This is a genomic window from Cryobacterium sp. M25, from assembly GCF_002929635.1.
Classification (GTDB): Bacteria; Actinomycetota; Actinomycetes; order Actinomycetales; family Microbacteriaceae; genus Cryobacterium; species Cryobacterium sandaracinum.
Genome location: NZ_PJJU01000036.1, coordinates 22,982 through 42,206, shown reverse-complemented (window position 1 = coordinate 42,206; position 19,225 = coordinate 22,982). Strand labels below are relative to the sequence as shown.

At 70.3% G+C, this 19,225-nt stretch carries 15 protein-coding genes and 1 pseudogene; 4 read left to right on the top strand and 12 right to left on the bottom strand.

Features of this window, described 5'->3' with window-relative positions; genetic code table 11:
• Positions 1 to 62: 62 nt before the first annotated feature.
• The 4 genes from CXY81_RS03285 to CXY81_RS03270 form a co-directional block, all read right to left on the bottom strand.
• On the bottom strand, positions 63 to 1,706 hold the full coding sequence (locus tag CXY81_RS03285; protein WP_369828337.1) for a 5-oxoprolinase/urea amidolyase family protein: 1,644 nt from the start codon (positions 1,704 to 1,706) through the stop codon (positions 63 to 65).
• A gap of 4 nt (positions 1,707 to 1,710) precedes the next feature.
• Positions 1,711 to 2,484: a LamB/YcsF family protein gene (locus CXY81_RS03280; RefSeq protein ID WP_104169465.1), complete on the bottom strand. Its 774-nt coding sequence runs from the start codon at positions 2,482 to 2,484 to the stop codon at positions 1,711 to 1,713.
• Positions 2,485 to 2,581: 97 nt separating this feature from the next.
• Positions 2,582 to 3,241, bottom strand: a complete 660-nt coding sequence (locus tag CXY81_RS03275; protein WP_198411957.1) for a YitT family protein — start codon at positions 3,239 to 3,241, stop codon at positions 2,582 to 2,584.
• A gap of 127 nt (positions 3,242 to 3,368) precedes the next feature.
• Positions 3,369 to 3,572 (bottom strand): dodecin family protein, encoded by a 204-nt coding sequence (locus CXY81_RS03270; RefSeq protein WP_104102676.1) that lies wholly within the window; start codon positions 3,570 to 3,572, stop codon positions 3,369 to 3,371.
• Between the two features lie 126 nt (positions 3,573 to 3,698).
• On the opposite strand from CXY81_RS03270, the gene CXY81_RS03265 reads away from it, so the two are divergent.
• A complete protein-coding gene (locus CXY81_RS03265; RefSeq protein ID WP_104193950.1) occupies positions 3,699 to 6,926 on the top strand; it encodes an efflux RND transporter permease subunit in 3,228 nt (1,075 codons plus the stop codon).
• 196 nt (positions 6,927 to 7,122) lie between these two features.
• On the opposite strand, the gene CXY81_RS17190 is transcribed toward CXY81_RS03265, so the two are convergent.
• Entirely contained in the window at positions 7,123 to 7,749 is a 627-nt protein-coding gene (locus CXY81_RS17190) for a DUF4232 domain-containing protein (protein ID WP_104193949.1), read from the bottom strand.
• A gap of 154 nt (positions 7,750 to 7,903) precedes the next feature.
• Between CXY81_RS17190 and CXY81_RS16835 the strand changes: the two genes are divergently transcribed.
• From CXY81_RS16835 to CXY81_RS17180, 3 genes and pseudogenes are all read left to right on the top strand, one after another.
• Positions 7,904 to 8,104 carry a hypothetical protein gene (locus CXY81_RS16835; RefSeq protein WP_158251987.1) on the top strand — a complete coding sequence of 67 codons (201 nt, stop codon included), beginning with the start codon at positions 7,904 to 7,906 and terminating at the stop codon, positions 8,102 to 8,104.
• A pseudogene (locus CXY81_RS17185) lies at positions 8,053 to 8,289 on the top strand (protein kinase); the annotation flags it as partial. The gene CXY81_RS16835 and the pseudogene CXY81_RS17185, both read left to right, overlap by 52 nt.
• 25 nt (positions 8,290 to 8,314) lie before the next feature.
• Positions 8,315 to 9,268, top strand: a complete 954-nt coding sequence (locus CXY81_RS17180) for a serine/threonine-protein kinase (RefSeq protein WP_369828336.1) — start codon at positions 8,315 to 8,317, stop codon at positions 9,266 to 9,268.
• A gap of 66 nt (positions 9,269 to 9,334) precedes the next feature.
• Here CXY81_RS17180 and CXY81_RS03245 read toward each other — a convergent pair whose 3' ends face one another.
• The 7 genes from CXY81_RS03245 to CXY81_RS03215 form a co-directional block, all read right to left on the bottom strand.
• Positions 9,335 to 10,615, bottom strand: a complete 1,281-nt coding sequence (locus CXY81_RS03245; RefSeq protein ID WP_104169487.1) for a hemolysin family protein — start codon at positions 10,613 to 10,615, stop codon at positions 9,335 to 9,337.
• Between the two features lie 456 nt (positions 10,616 to 11,071).
• Entirely contained in the window at positions 11,072 to 12,268 is a 1,197-nt protein-coding gene (hutI, locus tag CXY81_RS03240) for an imidazolonepropionase (protein WP_104193947.1), read from the bottom strand.
• Positions 12,265 to 13,740 (bottom strand): formimidoylglutamate deiminase, encoded by a 1,476-nt coding sequence (locus tag CXY81_RS03235; RefSeq protein WP_104193946.1) that lies wholly within the window; start codon positions 13,738 to 13,740, stop codon positions 12,265 to 12,267. Before CXY81_RS03235 ends, hutI begins: the two co-directional genes overlap by 4 nt.
• A 50-nt stretch (positions 13,741 to 13,790) precedes the next feature.
• Positions 13,791 to 15,011, bottom strand: coding sequence for an allantoate amidohydrolase (locus CXY81_RS03230; RefSeq protein WP_199182934.1), 1,221 nt, complete (start codon positions 15,009 to 15,011; stop codon positions 13,791 to 13,793).
• Positions 15,012 to 15,024: 13 nt separating this feature from the next.
• A complete protein-coding gene (gene hutU / locus CXY81_RS03225; RefSeq protein WP_104193945.1) occupies positions 15,025 to 16,713 on the bottom strand; it encodes a urocanate hydratase in 1,689 nt (562 codons plus the stop codon).
• A gap of 45 nt (positions 16,714 to 16,758) precedes the next feature.
• The gene (locus tag CXY81_RS03220; RefSeq protein WP_104193944.1) at positions 16,759 to 17,430 is read right to left on the bottom strand and encodes an IclR family transcriptional regulator; all 672 of its coding nucleotides are present in this window, start codon (positions 17,428 to 17,430) and stop codon (positions 16,759 to 16,761) included.
• 215 nt (positions 17,431 to 17,645) lie between these two features.
• On the bottom strand, positions 17,646 to 19,166 hold the full coding sequence (locus CXY81_RS03215; protein WP_104193943.1) for a SulP family inorganic anion transporter: 1,521 nt from the start codon (positions 19,164 to 19,166) through the stop codon (positions 17,646 to 17,648).
• Positions 19,167 to 19,225: the final 59 nt, after the last annotated feature.

Below are 19,225 nucleotides of genomic sequence, written 5' to 3'. Positions count from 1 at the left end.
TCAGCGCGTGGCGTGCCGGCAGCGCAGCGGCGCAGCACCCGCGTAGCGCGTGAGGGTGGGCATCAGGGGGAGGCGGGGACGGGCTCGGCTGGAAGGGGCTCGGCAGGTACGGGCGTGAAACGGATGCGCGCACCCGTCGGCAGCTGCGCCGCGAGGTCGAGGTCCTCGGCGAGCACGACGCCGATCACGGGGTAGCCGCCGGTGACCGGGTGGTCCGCGAGGAACAAAACCGGCAGGCCCGACGGCGGGACCTGGATGGCCCCGCGGGCCGTACCCTCGCTGGCCAGCTCGCCCGGCCGCGACCGGGCGAGCGGCTCACCGGCCAGCCGCAGGCCGATCCGGTTCGACTGATGGGTGACGGTCCACTCCGCGTCGCCGAACCGGTCGACGGATGCCGGCTCGAACCAGTCCGCGCGGGGTCCCGGCACGAAGCGCAGCACGGTGACCTCGGCCGGGGCCGGCGGCGGGGTCTCGGGGTGGTGCACGGCGCTGCCGGGGGCGGGCGGCAGCATCCGGAGCACGGTGCCCGAGGTCAGCGGGGCCGGACCGATGCCGCTGAGGGTGTCGGTGGACCGGCTGCCGAGCACCGGGTCCACGTCGATTCCGCCGCGGAAGGCCAGGTAGCTGCGCACGCCCGAGCGGGGGGCTCCGAGCGACAGGGTCTGCCCGGCGAGGAGGGAGACGGCGGAATCCATCGGCAGCTCGCGGTGGCGGCCGACGGCATCCGTCACCGTGAGCGGCAGAACGGCACCGGTGACGGCGAGCACCTGGTCTGCCAGCGCGGTCAGGGACAGGCCGCCGAGGGCGTTCTCGAGCACGGCGGCCGTGGCCGGATTTCCAACGACCCGGTTGGCGCGCCGCAGGGCGCCACGGTCGAGTGCGCCGGACGCGGTCACGCCCTGGTCGGCGTAGCCGGGGCGGCCGAGGTCCTGCACGGTCGTCTGCGCGCCGGGGGAGAGCACGCGGATGCCGGTGGCGGGGGTGGGGGCCGCGGTTGCCGCGACATCGGGAGTGGCCGCCGCTGCCGGAGTCCCAACCGCGACTGCGGTCTCCGGTACGAGGACCCCCGCGGCGGCGACCTGCTCGCGCACCGCGCGGAACCGCACCCGGTCACCCGGGCGGATCAGGGCCGGCTGCGAACGCTTCAGGTCCCAGAGCCGGGCGTCCGTGCGGCCGAGCAGCTGCCAGCCGCCGGGGGAGGCGCGGGGGTAGACGGCGGAGTAGTCGCCGGCCACGGCCACGGAGCCGGTGGGCACCGAGCTGCGCGGCGAGCTGCGCCGGGGCACGGTCAGCACGGCGCTCGCGCCGGTGAGGTAGAGGAAGCCGGGGGCGAAGCCGCCGAACGCGGCGGTCCAGTCCTGGCCGGTGTGCGCGGCGATGACGCCCTCGATGCTGAGGCCAGTGTGCGCGGCGACGTCGGCGAGGTCTTCCCCGTCGTAGACGGTGTCGATCTGCACGAGCGCGGCGTTTGCGGGGGCGGCCGGCAGCACCTGCAGCTGCCGCAGTGCGTCGGCGAATCCCCGTGCGGCGGAGGCGGAGACGCCGGTGATCAGCACGGTTTCCGCGGCGGCGAGCACGTCGAGCTGCCCGGCCAACGGATGCCGCTGCAGGTGTGCCTGCAGGTCGAGCACGTCGGTCAGGGTGGGCAGTCCGACCAGCACGGCGCGGTCGCCGACGGCTCGGATGATGCGAACGGGACCGGACACGGGGCTAGACGAAGCTTCGGATCGGGATGCCGGCATCCTGCAGCGCGGAGCGCACCGCACCGGCCAGCGCGACCGCGCCGGGGGTGTCGCCGTGCAGGCAGATGCTCTCGGCCGTCACCGTGAGGAGGCTGCCGTCGACCGTGCGCACCTGGCGGTCGCCGGCCAGGCGGAGCGCCTGCTCGGTGACAGCGTCGGGGTGCAGCAGCACGGCGCCGGGCCGGGACCGCGAGACCAAGGAGCCGTCGGAGTTGTAGGCGCGGTCGGCGAAGGCCTCCACGACCGTGCGCAGTCCGGCCCGGTCGGCGAGGCGCTGGATCTCGGAATCGGGCAGCACCATCACGGGCAGGCTCGGGTCGACGGCGCGGATCGCGTCGACGACGGCCTGCGCCTGCACCTCGTCGTGCGCGATGGTGTTGTAGAGGGCGCCGTGCGGTTTGACGTAGCTGACCCGGGTTCCGGCGACCGCGGCCAGGGCCTGCAGCGCGCCGATCTGGTAGATCACCTCGTCGGTGAGGTGGCCGGGCTCCATGTCGATGAACCGGCGGCCGAAGCCGGCCAGGTCCCGGTAGCCCGGGTGCGCGCCGACCGTCACGCCGGCTGCGGCGGCGGCCGTGCAGGTGGCGCGGATCGTGCTCGGATCCCCGGCGTGGAAGGCGCAGGCCACGTTCACGCTGGAGACGGAGGAGATGATCGCGGCGTCGTCGCCGAAGGACCAGTTGCCGAAGGATTCCCCGACATCACTGTTTAGATCGACGCTGTCTGAATCGATGCTGGACATCCGGGTCTCCGTCCGTGGAAGTTTGGTTAAGGATGCACCACTTCCGCAGATTGTTCAACAATGTATTGGCGGGTGGAAGCCCGATTCAGCGCCGGAGTCAGTTCGCGGGGCTGTCGATCGAGGGCTCGGAGGGCAGCACGGAACCCTCGAGGGTCTCCTCGAGCCGGGCGTCGTCGTTCTGGGGCAGGGTGATCGCGAAGAACGGGATCGTCCAGTGGCAGAGCGGGCCGACGAGCACGGCGAAGAGCACCGTGCCGATGCCCACGTTGCCGCCGAGCGCCCAGCCGATGCTGAGCACGGTCACCTCGATGCCCGTGCGCACGATCCAGATGCGCCAGCCGGTGCGCTGGTGCAGGCCCGTCATCAGCCCGTCGCGCGGGCCGGGGCCGAAATGCGCGCCGATATAGAGGCCGGTGGCGATCGCCAGCACCAGAAGCCCGGCCGCGAACAGCAGGATGCGCACCCACAAATCCTGCCCCGTCGGGATCAGCCAGAGGCCGACATCCGCCGCCGGCCCGACGAGCAGGGCGTTCAGCACGGTGCCCACGCCCGGCTTCTGGCGCAGTGGGATCCAGAGCAGCAGCACGACGCCGCTGATCAGGATGGTGACCAACCCAAAACCGAGGCCGGTGCGGCCGGAGATGCCCTGGGTGAGTACGTCCCACGGGGCCACGCCGATCTCGCCGCGCACAATCAGCGCGATCCCCAAGCCGTAGAGGAAGAGGCCGATGAGGAGCTGGGCGAGGCGACGGGTCATGGAAGTCCATCCAATTGCACTATCGGCCCGTTATCAAGTTGCCAGGCCGACCCGGCCCGGCGTCGCGGATGCCGCCTTCCGCGCCGCCGGCGACCTGTCGGGCCGGTCGCTCGTGCGCGGACCGTGTCTAGTCGTCGAGAACGAAGGTGACTTCGATCACGACGTCGTACGAGGTGATCTCGCCGTCTGTCACCTCCACCTTCTGTTCCTTGACCCAGGCGCCGGAGACCCCGCGCAGGGTCTTGCTCGCCCGGGCGATGCCGACGGCGACGGCATCCTCGAAGGATCTGTCGGACCGGATGCTGAGTGTTGTTACGCGTGCCACAGACATAATTGCTCCTTGTCGTTCGGGTTGATGGTGCGTCTTGCGGCCGAGGGTACGCCCCTCCGCCTGCCTCGGCCCGACGGATGCCCCGGGCAGGGAAGTCTGCACACCCTGCAATGAGATACTGAACGGGTGCATTTTCTCGCTGTCTTGAGCATGAAGAACCGGGCGCTGATCGCGCTGATCACCATCGTCGTCGCCGTTTTCGGCAGCCTCGCCCTGACCAGCCTCAAGCAGGAGCTGATCCCTTCCCTGCAGCTGCCGCAACTGGTGGTCTCGACGAGCTACCCGGGCGCCTCGCCCGAGGTCGTCAACGACGACGTGTCGACGCCGATCGAGACGGCGATCCAGGGCATCCCCGGGCTCGAATCCACCTCGACGACCAGCAGCACCAACGCGTCGCTGGTCAGCGCCACGTTCACCTACGGCACCGACCTGGTCAAGGCCGAATCGCGCATCAGCCAGGCCATCAACCGCATCAAGTCGACCGTGCCTGAGAACCTCGACCCGCAGGTGCTCTCCGGCAGCATCGACGACTTCCCGGTGCTCTCCCTCGCCGTGTCCGGCGGCGACCGCGACACCCTCGCCGACGACCTCAAGCGCAGCGTACTCGGCGACATCCGTGATGTGCAGGGCGTGCGCGAGGCAGCCCTGGTCGGCGACGTCGGCCGCCGCGTGACCATCACGCCGGATGCCGCGAAGCTGGCCGAACGCGGCCTGACCAGCCAGGGCATCCGCAGTGCGTTGGAGCAGAACGGGTCGCTGATCCCGGCCGGTTCGCTGACCGAAGACGACACCACCCTCTCGGTGCAGACCGGCTCGAAGCTCGGCGAGGCCGAGGACATCGCGGCGCTTCCGATCCTCGCCCCGGTGCCCGGCGCGGGCCTGACCACCATCGGCGACGTCGCCAACGTCGCCCTCGCCGAGAACCCGGTCGCGAGCATCTCCCGTGTCGACGGCCAGCCGGCCCTGACCATCGCGGTCACCAAGGTGCCCGCAGCGAACACGGTCGACGTGTCCGAGGCCGTGCGCGCGATCCTGCCCCGGCTGGAGGCGGCGGTCCCCGGCGCGACCTTCACGGTCGTCTTCGACCAGGCGCCGTTCATCCAGGAATCGATCGACGCGCTCACCGAAGAGGGCCTGCTCGGACTGATCTTCGCCGTTCTCGTGATCCTCGTGTTCCTGCTCTCGGTGCGGGCGACCCTGGTCACGGCCATCTCGATCCCGACCTCGGTGCTGATCACCTTCATCGGTCTGCAGGGCGTGGGCTATTCGCTGAACATCCTCACCCTCGGCGCCCTCACCATCGCGATCGGGCGCGTCGTAGACGACTCCATCGTGGTGATCGAGAACATCACCCGCAACCTGGTCGAGGGCGCCGACCGCGCCGCGACCATCGTGCGCGCGGTGCGCGAGGTGGCCGGGGCGATCACGGCATCCACCATCACCACCGTCACCGTGTTCCTGCCGATCGCGTTCGTCGGCGGCTCGACCGGGGAACTGTTCCGGCCGTTCGCGCTGACCGTCTCGATCGCCCTGCTCGCGTCGCTGCTGGTGTCTCTGACCATCGTGCCCGTGCTCGCATACTGGTTCCTGCGGCCGGCCAGGGCGGTCGCGCCCGCCCCGGTGGTTGAGCTCGTCGAAACCCCCCTGGCCCTTACTGCGGAGGTCTCGACAGGCTCGCCGATCTCGATAGGCTCGCCCACCGTCAGCGTCGAGCCCACCACCTCGCGCCGCACCCGCCACAACGGCAGCGCGGACGCCCCGCCCGAGGAGCGCCCGAGCCGCCTTCAGACCGGCTACCTCCCGGTCATCCGCTGGCCCCTGAACCACGCCGTCGCGACACTCCTGGTCGCGGTGCTCGTTCTGGGCGGCACGGTGGCCCTGGTTCCCTATATGAAGATCAACTTCCTCGGCTCGACCGGGCAGACCACCTTCCAAGTCACCCAGACACTGCCGGTGGGCACCAGCCTCGCAGCTCAGGACGACGCCTCCACGGCCGCCGAGAAGTCCCTTCGCGGCACCGACGGCGTCGAAATCGTGCAGGTCTCCATCGGTGGCGGCAACGCCCTGGCCGCATTCGGCGGCGGCGTGTCGTCAAACACCGTGACCTACTCGATCACCACCGACGGGGAGGCCAACCCCGACGAGGTTCAGGATGTCGTGCGAGACCAGCTCACGGCCCTGAACGGAAGCGGAGAATTCTCGGTCTCGTCCGGCGGAGGGTTCGGCGGGACATCCGATATCGCCGTGGATGTGACCGCGGCCACGAACGCCGACCTGCAGAGGGCCACCGACGCGGTGCTCGCCTCCGTGGAGGACCTCGACGCGATCAAGGAGAGCTCAAGCAATCTGGCGGCCTCACGCCCCTACATCGCGGTGACCGTCGACCGGGATGCCGCGGGTGCCGTGGGCCTGAGCGAGCTCGCCCTGGGCGCGCTGGTGTCGCAGGCCATGCAGCCGAGCGTGATCGGATCCATCGTGATCGACGAGACGACCCTGTCGGTCTACCTGCAGTCCGAGGCGCCGCCGACGACGACGGCCGAGCTCGCGGCCCTGAGTATCCCGACCCTGGCCGGACCGGTTGCCCTGGACACCCTGGCCACGGTCGAGCAGGTCGAGGGTCCGTCCACCCTCACCACGACGAAGGGGCTGCGCACGGCGACCGTGTCCGCCACCCCCAGCATCGACGACCTGGGTGCGGCCAACGCGCAGATGACGGCAGCCCTGGCCGACACCGCTTTGCCGGAGGGCGCGACGGCGACGCTCGGCGGGGTCACCGCCGACCAGACCGAGGCGTTCGCGCAGCTCGGGCTCGCGCTGCTGATCGCCATCCTGATCGTCTATATCGTGATGGTGGCGACCTTCCGGTCGCTGCTGCAGCCACTGCTGCTGCTGGTGTCGGTGCCGTTCGCGGCGACCGGCGCGATCGCCCTGCAGGTGATCACCGGCATCCCGCTGGGTGTGCCCTCGCTGATCGGCGTGCTGATGCTGATCGGCATCGTCGTGACCAACGCCATCGTGCTGATCGACCTGGTCAACCAGTACCGGCGTCGCGGGCAGTCGGTGCGGGAGGCGCTGGTCAACGGTGCTTCCCGTCGTCTGCGCCCGATCCTGATGACCGCGCTCGCCACGATATTCGCGCTGCTGCCGATGGCGGTCGGCCTCACCGGAACGGGCGGTTTCATCTCGCAGCCGCTGGCCCTCGTTGTCATCGGCGGGCTGGTCTCCTCGACCGTGCTGACCCTGGTGGTGCTGCCCGTGCTGTACTTCCTGGTCGAGGGCGGCCGGGAGCGCCGGGCCGAGCGGCGCGAGCTGCGCGCATCCGCCGGCGCCATCTCCGACGTGTCCCGTGCCTGACTTCTGCACAGTGTGAGCCGCGCGGCGAACGGCCGCATGTTTCCGCGCATCCGCCGGGGTTATGCACGCAACGCTGCGGCTAACTCAGGAAAACCGGTGTCGGCTGCAGCCCCTGCCCCCGGAATCAGGCAACGGATGCCGCGGCCTGGCCCGGATCTCCTGAGTTGGCCACCGTGCGGCCGAAGCCGGCCCGGCTCTAGAAGCTGACCGGGGCCGGGGCCAGCGGGCCGGTGCGCACGAGCACGGTGCTGTCGTCGTCACAGCCCTCGATCGGGTTCGGCGTGGCCACCCGGCTCGCGGTGTCCCAGCCGGGCAGCGTCACGTCGAGGGCGCCGACCGGCACGAGGGGACAGCCGTACGCGCCGGCTTGGCCGAGGTGCAGCAGGCTGTACGCGGATGTCCCGGGCGCCAACGCGAGGACCGCCACCGGGTACCAGCGTCCCGGCTCGGTGTCGGAAACGGACCCGACCGGCACATTCGGGGCCGCGCCGACCAGAGTCGTCACCGGGTAGCCCTCGACCGTGCACGCCGCCGGGCCGGTGTTCGTGAGGCGCAGGTCCCAGTAGAAGTTGCCCATGCCGCTGTCCTGAGGCCGCGACTGCAGCGACAGCGCCAGTTGGTTCGGACCGCAGGTGCCGGCGGAGGCCGAATCGGCGGGAGCGGGCGTCGAGGACTGCGTGGCTGGGGAGGTCGGGGTCGAAGTTGCCGTCGGGGTCGAAGTTGCCGTCGGGGTCGAACCGGGCGGCGAGACACCGCCGGTCGGGGGGGGAACCCGGCCCCGCGCATCCGGCCAGCACCAACGCCGCCGCGCACCCCAGTCCAACTGCCATTGACCACCCTCGACCCCGCATCACCGTCATAGCCCCAGTTTCACACTGCCTGGGCGTTGTCGCCCAGGGACACGGGCGCGGGCCAAAGATGGGAAACATCCCCCGCGAAGCTGACCTAGACTCATTCCCAAAAAAAGGGGGGGTCCGATGACCACGCAATTTCCGAAGTTCCTGAACGCACGCTACCGGGTTAAGGACCTGATCGGCCGCGGCGGAATGGCCTCGGTCTACCGGGCCACCGACGAGCGTCTGGGTCGGGACGTGGCGATCAAGATCTCGAACTTCGCGCCACCGACGTGCCCAATATTCAGCGCCAGCAAGCCGAGATCAAAGTGCTGGCAAGCCTGAACCACCACAGCATTGTCACCCTGTTCGACGTCGGTGTGGACCGGACCGAGGCGGACCACCCGCAGATCTTCCTTGTGATGGAGCTCGTGGACGGCGTCAACCTGCGTCAGCGACTCGACCGGGATCCGATGTCGACGCGGCACATCGCCCAGATCGGTTACGACCTGGCGGAGGGGCTCGACTACATCCACGGGCGCGGCATCATCCACCGTGATATCAAACCGGCGAACATCCTCCTCGCGGAATACAGCTCGGATTCCCGAGCGCGCGCGGCTGACCGATTTCGGCATCGCCCTGTTCCCGGACAACGCGCGGGTGACCACCCAGGGGATGACGACGGGCACGGCCACCTATCTCAGTCCGGAGCAGGCCCGGGGAGAGAACCTCGGCCCGGCGAGCGACATCTATGCGTTGGGGCTCGTGCTCCTGGAATGCTTCACCGGTGAGACGGCGTTCCCCGGGGAGCCGATCCCGTCGGCCCTGGCCAGACTCCAGCGCGACCCTGCCATCCCGGAGGAGCTCGCCCCGGAGTGGCGGCACCTTCTGTCGACCATGATGCCCCGCAAGCCGGGGCAGCGCCCGCCGACCGCGGAGGTGGTGCTCGCTCTGCACCAGGCTGTTATCGCGGAAACCGGCCGCCATCGTAGTGCCGTGGATCACCACCTCGTCAGCGACGAATCCGTACGGCTGCACGAGGTCGCGCGCCTCGACATTCTCGACACTCCCGCCGACGGCGCCTTCGACCGGATTGCCGCGCTCGCCCCCCCCCGGTTGTACGATATGCCGATCGCGATCGTCAGTATCGTCGACACCGACCGTATCTGGATCAAATCGCATCACGGCCTCGACCTCGAGGAGATCCCCCGCGATCCGGGCCTCTGTGCCTCGGCCATCATGTCCGAGGGACCCTGGGTGGTAGAGGATGCCCGCACCGACCCGCGCTCGCTCGCAAACCCACTCGTGGCCGAGGAATTCGGCCTGCAGTTTTATGCCGGAGTACCCCTGACGACCCGGAACGGTTACAACCTCGGCACCCTGTGCGTTATCGACTTCCGACCGCGCGCCATCACCGCGCCCGAGCTCCGCACCCTCACCGACATTGCCGCTCTGGTGATGAGCGAACTCGAACTGCGGCTGGAAAGCCGGCGCGCCGCTCTCTCCTGAAGGGAAGCGGCCCCGTGGAGTGATCAGGCGGTGTGGCCAGGCGCAGTGGTTACGCGGAGTCCTCGCTCAGCCGGCACCGACCTCGATGACGCTGACGCGCAGCCCGTCGAGAGCGGCGACCCGCAACTGGTAGTCCCCGGCCGAGACGGTGTCGCCCACCTGGGGCATGCGTCCGAGCCGGTACGTCACGAAGCCGGCCGCGGTCTCGTAGGGGCCGTCCTCGAGTTCGACTCCTGTGGCATCCGTGAAGTCTTCGATATTCAGGCCGCCATCCGCCAGCCGGGCCTGGCCGTTCTCGTCGGAGTGTCCCTCGGGCACAGGCAGGTCGTACTCGTCGTGGATCTCACCCACGAGCTCCTCAACGAGATCCTCGAGAGTCACGATACCGTCGGTGCCGCCGTATTCGTCGACGACGATCGCGATGTGCACGCCGGCACGGCGCAGCTGGGTCATGGCCGGCAGGATGCGATTGGTACCGGGAAGGAAGACGATGGCCCGCACCACCTCGGCTACGGTCGTCGCGCCGGGGTGGGCGTCGGGGTCCAGGAGATCGCGCACGTGTACGAAGCCCAGTACCTCGTCGATTGAGCGGCCGATCACCGGGTAGCGCGAGTGCGGCAGCGACCGGATCTCCTCCAGGGCGGCGGGGATCGTCTGCGTGCCGACCAGGAAGTCGACGTCTCCGCGATGGCGCATCACCTCCTTGACCAGCCGGTTGGTGGCGTCGAGCACTTCACTCAGGATGTGCCGTTCCTCGACCTCGAGGCCCTCGTGTGCGTCGACGAGGTCGCGCAACTCCTCATCAGACACGAGCTCGCTCCGGGCGTGCGGGTCTCCGCCCAGGAGCCGCACAACGGCGTTCGTCGAGACGGACAGCAGCCAGATCACGGGGCGCATCAGGGTCGCGAAGACCTGGAGCGGCGGCGCGAGCGCGAGCGCGAAGCTGCTGGCCTTCTGCAGCGCGAATCGCTTCGGCACGAGTTCCCCCAACACCAGGGAGAGGTAGGCGACGAGGAGCGTCAGACCGACCAGGGCAAGCGTGTCCGCGGCCCCTTTCGACAGCCCGAGTCCCACCAGCAGCGGGGCGAGGTCGGGCGCCAGCGTGGAGGCACCGTAGGCGGCGGACAGGAACCCGGCGACGGTGACGCCGATCTGCACGGCCGCCAGAAACCGGTTCGGGTCCCGGGCCAGGTGGGCGACCGTTTTGCCACGGGTGCTTTCGCGTTCCAGCGCGTGCAGCTGGCTCTCGCGCAGGGACACCAACGCCAATTCGGTCGCTGCGAACACGCCGCCGATGAGCACGAACAGCAGCACGAGCGCCAGGTTGAGCCAGGTATAAACGTCCATGCCGGTCATTATAAAGCCGTTCGGGGACGCCACCCGGGCCGCGCCGCTGCTTCGGCTCCTCCGGCGTGTGGCTAACTCAGGAGATCCGGCGAGTCGGCTGCTCATCGGGTCGCGGTGCCGCGGAATTGCAGAGGGCGCGGTGACGAAGCCGGCGATTCTCCTGAGTTGGCCACGGGCGGGCGGGCTCCTGCCCGGCCGGCGACCTGCCTGGACGTCGGCTGGCTGTCCGGCGACGGAGTGTCCTGGCCCGGGAGGTGGTCTTCGGTGCCTCGCGTGCATAACTCCCGCGATTTCTCGAGACCGGCGCCGGACATGCGCGGACATCCGCGGAATTCCGGGGGGTGCCCGATGAGTGATTGAGCAATGTGCAGGAGTCATGCACGACGGGGCGGGGTGGGTTGGAGGGGGACGGCGCGGGAGAGGGGACAGTGAGGGTGCGAGGCGGGAATCCCTCGGTCAGGCCGGGAGCGGTGATGGGCCGCGGCGGCCGGCCCGCACACCCTGCCGCCAGACCGCCCAGGTCAGCGGCACGCCGGGGCGGTAGGCGAGATGAGCGACGGATGGCGCGTCAAGCACCTGCAGGTCGGCCCGCCCGCCCACGCGCAGGGCTCCGACCGCGTCCGTTCCCGTGTCGCGGCCGAGAGCCCGGGCTCCGCCGCGGGTCGCCGCCCACACCGCCTCCTCGATCGTCAGACCCATTTGCAGCACCGCGGTGGCCACGCAGAACGCCATCGACGTCGTGTAGGAGCTGCCCGGATTGCAGTTGGTGGCCAGGGCGATGCTCGCGCCGGCGTCGAGCAGCCGCCGGGCCGGCGGGAACGGCTGCCGCGTGGAGAGGTCGCAGGCGGGCAGTAGGGTGGCCACGGTCGCTGAAGCGGCGAGGGCGTCGAGGTCCGCCGGCTCGAGGTGGTTGCAGTGGTCGACGCTCGCCGCGCCGAGCTCCACCGCGAGGCGCACCCCGCCGCTGAATCCCAGCTGGTTGCCGTGCAGACGCAGGCCGAGGCCGGCGGCGCGGCCGGCCAGCAGCACCTCCCGGCTCTCCGCCACATCGAACGCCCCGACCTCGCAGAACACGTCGACGAACTGTGCGTGCGGAGCCACCAAGGCGAGCATCGGCCCGGTGACCAGGTCCAGGTAGTCGCGCCGGTCGATGCCCGGCGGCACGATATGCGCGCCGAGGAATGTGACGACATCGGCGACGGATGCCGCCACCCGAGCCGACCGCGCCTCGCTCGCCAGGTCGAGGCCGTAGCCGGTCTTGCTCTCGAGGAACGTGGTGCCCTGCGCCTCCGCCTCTCGCCGCAGCCGGGCCGCCGCGGCCGTGAGCTGCGCCTCGGTTGCGGCGCGAGTGGCAGCCACGGTGGTCAGGATTCCCCCCGCCGCGTAGGGCTGCCCGCCCATCCGGGCCTCGAATTCCGCGGCCCGGTCGCCCGCGAACACCAGGTGGGTGTGGCTGTCGACCCAGCCGGGCAGAGCGGCCCGGCCGCCGGCATCCGTGCGGACATCGGCCGCCGGTGCCGCGGACGCCGGGCCGATCCACGCGATGCGACCGCCCTCGATCACGAGGGCGGCGTCGGCGAGGCGCGGGGCGCCGTCCGCCTGCGTGGTCAGTTCCCGGATACCGGTGATCAGCTCGGTCGGTTCGGGGGTCATGGTCGTTCTTCTGACGCGAGGGCGGCGGTGCCGTCGATCGCGGCGAGGGCGTCGCGCAGCAGGATCTCGGGTCGCAGCTCGGGTCGCAGCCCGGGTTGCAGCGTGCTCGACGGGCGCCCGCCAGGCCCGCCCGCGCCACCCACCAGCACCCCGGAGTCGGCGACGACGCGTCCGCCCACGATCACCCGGCGCACGTCGGCGGCCGTCGCGGTCAGCGGCAGCTGCTCCGGCAACGATCCGGCTGTGCGGATGCTGTCGCTCGCCACCTCCACGAGGTCGCACAGGTCACCGGGGATGAGGCGCTGCCGCCCGAGTCCGAGCGCGGCATAGCCGTGGTCCGAAGCGGCCACGAGCAGTTCGGCGGGCGTGAACCGGCCGCGCCGGCCCGATGCCAGGCGCTCGCCGGCCTCCAGGCCGCGCATCTCGAGCAGCGGGTCGATGACGGCGTTCTGGTCCGAGCCGAGGGCTATCCGCGCGCCGGCCCGCTGCAACGCCAGGGCCGGCCCGATCCCGTCGCCGAGGTCGGCTTCCGTGGTCGGGCAGATCACAACCGAGGCCCCGGATGTCCCGATCAGCGCCACATCCTCGTCGGTGAGGTGCGTGGCGTGCACGACGCTCAGCCGCGGAGCGAGCGCCCCGATCCCGGCCAGCACCTCGGTTGGGGTCCGGCCGTAGGCGGCCCGGCAGTCCGCGTTCTCCTGAGGCTGCTCCGACAGGTGGATGTGCAGTGGAACGGCATCGGGCAGCCCGGCGAGCGCCTCCCGGATCGCGGTCGGGGACACCGCCCGCACCGAATGGATCGCCGCGCCCAGGGTGACGCGGGCATCCGTGTCGGCCTGGATGTCGGCCTGGCTGTCAGCCGGGGAGCCGTCGCCGTCATCGGCCGTGGCAGCACGGCCGAGCGCCGCGCGCAGCGAGTGCCACCGGGCCAGCCAGACAGCCGCCGATCCGTCGCCGAAGGCGCGCTGAGCGGGGGTGAGGGGCATCCCGATCCCGCCGTCGAGGTAGAGCGTGTCGAGCAGCACCAGACGGATGCCCACCTCCCGTGCCGCGGCCGCCAACGCCAGTTCCATGGCGTGTTCGGCGGGGTAGCGGGAGCCGCCCGGCCGGTGATGCAGATAGTGGAACTCGCCGACTGCCGTGAAACCGGAGGCCAGCATCTCGGCGAACACCGCCCGTGCCAGCAGGAAGTACCGCTTGGGGTCGAGGCCGGCGGCCACCTGGTACATGGCCTCCCGCCACTGCCAGAAGTCGCCGCCGGCGTCGTGGGTGCGGCCCCGCAACGCCCGGTGGAAGGCGTGCGAGTGCGCGTTGGCCAGCCCCGGCAGCACGGTGCCGAGCCGCACGTCGCCGGGCCGCGGCTCGGAGCGCGGTGTGACGGCCTGAAGGCGCCCGTCCGTGCCCACCTCCAGCCGCACGCCGGGCAGGGCAGCCCCGTCGACCAGCGCCAGCTCGCACCAGTAGGCGGCCACCGGTGTCCTCGACTGTCTAGCCCCAGCCCCAGCCTCGACCCCGCGCGCGCTCACAGCAGGCTCCGCAGCAGGGTCTCCAGGGCGTCGATCCCGGCGACGCAGTCGCCCACCTCGGCGAATTCCTCGGGGGAGTGCGAGACGCCGGTGGGATTGCGCACGAAGAGCATGGCGCTCGGCACGCTCGCTGCGAGCACGCCCGCATCGTGCCCGGCGCCCGTCGGCAGGGCCGGAACGAGGGGGTCACCGCCGAGCACCGACCGGAATCGTCCCACGAGCTCGGGGTCGAACGTCACCGTTCCGGTCCAGGACTCCTCGGTGACGGCCACGGAGCATCCGTTCACCTGGGCGGCCTCGCCGACGGCCGCCTCGATTGCGGCGACCAGGTCGCGGGTCTCGGCGTCGGTGGGCGCGCGGGCGTCGAGCCAGGCGTGCACGGATGACGCGATCACGTTGGTCCCGCCCGGCACCACCTCCAGGCGGCCGACCGTGGCGCGCGCGCCGGGGTGGCCCCCGGCGGCATCCTGCACGGCGACGATCGCGCGGGCAGCGGCCACGAGCGGGTCGCGGCGGTCTTCCATCGGGGTGGCGCCGGCGTGGTTGCCCTGGCCGGTCACGGTGAGGCGCCAGCGCCCGTGCGCGAGGATCGACGACGCCACCGCCACGGGCCGGCCGAGGTCGACCAGGCCGCGGCCCTGCTCCACGTGCAGCTCGATGAAGAGGCCGATTCGGGCCAGGGCGTCCCGGTCGGCGCCGAGGTGCGCAGGGTCGAGCCCGGCGCGGCGGGCAGCCTGGGCCAGGGTGATCCCGTCGGCGTCGATGAGCGCGCGGGCCCGGTCGGCGTCGATGCCGCCGGTCAGCAGCCGGGAGCCCAGGCAGGCGATCCCGAATCGAGAGCCCTCCTCCTCGGCGCAGACGAGCACAGCGCAGGGGCGGGACGGCGTGAACCCGGATGCCCGCAGCCGCGCCACGGCCTCGAGCGCACTGACCACGCCGAGGGGGCCGTCGTAGGCGCCGCCGCCGGGAACGGAATCCAGGTGGCTGCCCGTGACCACGGCATCCGGCCCCGGCTCTCCCCACCAGGCCCAGACGTTGCCGTTACGGTCGGTCTCGACGCTGAGCCCGAGGCGCTCGGCGCGCAGGGCGAACCAGGTCCGCAGCTCGAGGTCGGCACCCTGCCAGAGGTGCCGGGAGTAGCCGCCGCGGCGGGAGTCCCGCCCGGTGTCGGCGATCTCGGCAAGTCCGGCGAGCATTCCGTGGGCGAGCTCGCTCATGCGCACACCGCACTCACTCCGACTCCCACATCGGCACGCGCAGGCCGCGCTCCCGGGCCACCTCCGCGGCCCGCTGATACCCGGCGTCGACGTGCCGCATCACGCCGGTGCCGGGGTCGTTGGTGAGCACCCGGGCGATCTTCTCGGCGGCCAGGGGGGTGCCGTCGGCCACGATCACCTGGCCGGCGTGGATGCTGCGGCCGATCCCGACGCCGCCGCCGTGGTGGATCGACACCCAGGTGGCCCCCGACGCCGTGTTCAGCAGCGCGTTCAGCAGCGGCCAGTCGGCGATCGCATCCGACCCGTCCAGCATGGCCTCGGTCTCCCGGTAGGGCGAGGCGACCGAGCCGGAGTCGAGGTGGTCGCGGCCGATCACGATCGGCGCGCTCAGCTCGCCCGACGCCACCATCTCGTTGAACTTCAGACCGGCCCGGTGCCGTTCCTGGTAGCCGAGCCAGCAGATCCGTGCGGGCAAGCCCTCGAAGTGCACGGTGTTCTGCGCCTTCGTGATCCAGCGGCGCAGGTGCTCGTCCTCGGGGAACAGCTCCACGATGGCCCGGTCGGTGGCCGCGATATCGGCCGGGTCGCCCGAGAGCGCCACCCAGCGGAACGGGCCTTTGCCCTCGGCGAACAGCGGGCGGATGTATGCGGGCACGAACCCGGGAAAATCGAACGCCCGCGCGCAGCCGCCGAGCTCCGCCTCCGCCCGGATCGAGTTGCCGTAGTCGAAGACCTCGGCACCGGCATCCTGGAAGCCCACCATCGCGGTGACCTGTTTGGCCATGGATGCCCGGGCGCGCTCGGTGAACTCCTCGGGCTTCGCGGCCGCGTAGTCGTGCCACTCCTCCGCAGTGACACCCTCCGGCAGGTAGGCCAGCGGATCGTGCGCGCTGGTCTGGTCGGTGACGATGTCGATCGGCACCCGCCGCTCCAGCAGCTCGGCGAACACGGTCGCCGCGTTGCCGACCACGCCCACGGAGAGGGCGCGCTTCTCGTTCTTCGCCGCGAGTACCCGGGCGATGGCGTCGTCGAGGGTGGGTGCCAGTTCGTCGAGATAGCCATGCTCGACCCGGCGCAGTAGCCGGGACTCGTCCACGTCGACGATCAGCACGGCGCCGCCGTTCATGGTCACGGCCAGCGGTTGCGCGCCGCCCATGCCGCCGGCCCCACCGGTGAGGGTGAGCGTGCCGGCCAGGGTGCCGCCACTATGTTTGTGAGGCCCGCCCTCACGGGCGGCGATCTTCGCGGCCACGGCGGCGAAGGTCTCATACGTGCCCTGCAGGATGCCCTGGGTGCCGATGTAGATCCACGAACCCGCCGTCATCTGGCCGTACATCGTCAAGCCGAGGGCCTCGAGGCGGCGGAACTCCGGCCAGGTCGCCCAATCGCCGACCAGGTTGGAGTTGGCGATCAGCACCCGCGGCGCCCACTCGTGCGTGCGGAACACGCCGACCGGCTTGCCGGACTGCACCAGCAGCGTCTCGTCCTTTTCCAGCGTGGTGAGCGTGCGAACGATGGCGTCGTAGGCCTCCCAGTTGCGGGCGGCCTTGCCCGTGCCGCCGTAGACCACCAGGTTCTCCGGGTGCTCGGCCACCTCGGGGTCGAGATTGTTCATCAGCATCCGCAGCGGGCCCTCGGTCTGCCAGCTCTTCGCGGTCAACTTGGTGCCGCGGGCGGCGCGCACGGGGCGGGATTCGGACATCACTGTCTCCTAGGGGGTTCGGGGGTTCGGGCGATTCGGGGTCGATCAGTCCGTAGGGAGGTTGGGGACGGCACGGCTGAGACCGGCGGACACGTGCCCGGCAGCCTGGGCCAGCAGCGGGCCGTAGCGACGGATGTCCGCGGTCTCCACCCGGTAGCTCGGGATGACCAGGCTCAGGGCGGCGATTGTTCTGGTCTCCGAACGGATCGGCGCGGCCAGGGCCGTGACATCCGTTTCGACGCCGCGTTCGACGACCACGTAGCCGGTCTCCGGGGTATGCCCGGTGAGCACCTGCCCGGCCGCGGAGCGTTCGAGCGGCACGGTGCGGCCGACCCAGCTCGTGTGCCGCACCGAGTGGGTGCCCTCGACGATGGCGATGTAGAGCCCGGTGGCGTTGTGGCCCTCGACGCTGAGGTAGACGGACTCGCCGGTCTCGGCGACGAGCCGCTCCATGGCCGGGCGGGAGAGGGTGACCAGCGACTCGCTGCTGAGCGACTGCGCGCCGAGCTGGATGATGCGGCTGCCCGGCAGGTAGGCGCCGTCGTCGGTCTTGTGCACGAAGCCGCGGGTCTCGAGCGTGCGCAGCAGGCGCAGGGCGGTGCTCGGTGCGAGGGCGACGGCGCGTGAGCTCTCCGAGAGCGTGAGCCCGTCGGCGTCGCAGATCACGGCAAGCAGGTCGAGGGCTCGTTCCACGGTTCGGGTGGACGACTCGGCCATGGGTGCTCTCCCGGTACTCGTGCGGATGCTGATGTCATCCAGTAAAACTCAAGTGCCACTCTATGGCAAGAGGCGGATGGGGGACCCGTTCCCATTCACCGGGTCCAGGGCATGACCGCGGACACCGCCCACGTCCTCGCCGACTCCTCCACCTCCCGCGAACTTGTCCACGCCGCGGCGGGGAGTCGACGACGGATGCTGCTCAGCCGGTGGGGTCAGTGACCTCCGCCGAGGTTGCCGGCGAGGCGGGCGTGGATATTGGTGCTGGCATCGTTCATACCCACGATCACGGCGCGTTTGCCGAGACGTTCATATTTGTTCGTGATGGAGTCGAGGGCTGCGACGGTGGAGGCGTCCCAGATGTGGGAGGCGGCCATGTCGATGACGATGCGGTCCGGGTCTTCTGCGTACTCGAACTGGGTGGTGAGGTCGTTGCTTGACGCGAAAAAGAGCGCGCCGGTCACGGTGTAGTACGCAGTCGGGACAGACTCATCATTGGACAAGCTGCGTTCAACGTCTACGAGGTGCGCCACCCGGCGGGCGAAGGCGACCATTGCCACGAGAACCCCGACGACTACGCCGATGGCGAGGTTGTGGGTAATTACGACCACGGCGACTGTGGCGACCATGACCGTAGTTTCGCTTTTTGGCATCCTCTGAAGTGTGGACAGACGGATGCTGTGCCAGTCGAAGGTCAGCACCGAGACGATGATCATCACGGCCACCAGGGCGGCCATGGGGATGATGGCGACGACATCGCCGAGAGCGACGACCAGTGTCAGCAGGAATACGCCGGCAAGGAACGTGGAGATGCGGGTTCGGGCACCGGAGGCCTTCACATTGATCATGGTCTGGCCGATCATGGCGCACCCGCCCATGCCGCCGAAGAAGCCGGAGAGCATGTTGGAGACGCCTTGACCCCAGGTTTCGCGGGTCTTGTGGGAGTGGGTGTCGGTGACCTCGTCGACGAGTTTGGCCGTCATTAGGGACTCGAGGATGCCGACCATGGCCATGGCCAGCGCGTAGGGGGCGATGATCGTGAGCGTCTCTGCGTTGAGGGGAACGTTTGGGATGAAGAGTTCGGGGAGGCTCTTGGGCAGTTCGCCCTGATCGCCGACGGTGGGCACGTTGATTGCGATGGTGACGGTTGCGATGGTCAGCACCACGATGGCGACCAACGGGGCGGGGATAATCTTGGTGAACCGGGGCATGACGACCATGATGATGATCCCGATCGCCACCAGCGGGTACACCATGAACGGCACCCCGAGCAAATGCGGCAACTGTGCGATGAAGATGAGGATGGCCAAGGAGTTCACGAATCCGACCATGACGCTGCGCGGGATGAAACGCATGAGCTTGGCCACGCCCAGCACGCCCAGGATCACCTGCAGGAGCCCGGCCAGGATGACCGTGGCGATGAAATAATCCATGCCGTACTCGCGTGCTACCGGGGCGATCACTAGGGCGATGGCTCCCGTTGCGGCGGTGATCATCGCGGGGCGGCCGCCGAGGAACGCAATGGATACGGCCATCACGAAGGACGAAAACAGTCCAACCCGTGGGTCGACGCCAGCGATGATGGAGAACGAGATCGCTTCCGGGATCAGCGCCATCGCGACGACGAGGCCGGCGAGAACTTCTCGGGTGAGGAGGCGCGGAGTTCGAAGTGCTGTCATCACCGATGGCTCGGCTTTGTAACGGTCGGGCGAGGGGGATTTTTGAGCGAGTGCCATGGGGCCTCCAGGGACGGGGCTCGCGGTGGCGGGCCAGAATAGGGGAAGGGGAAGGGGTG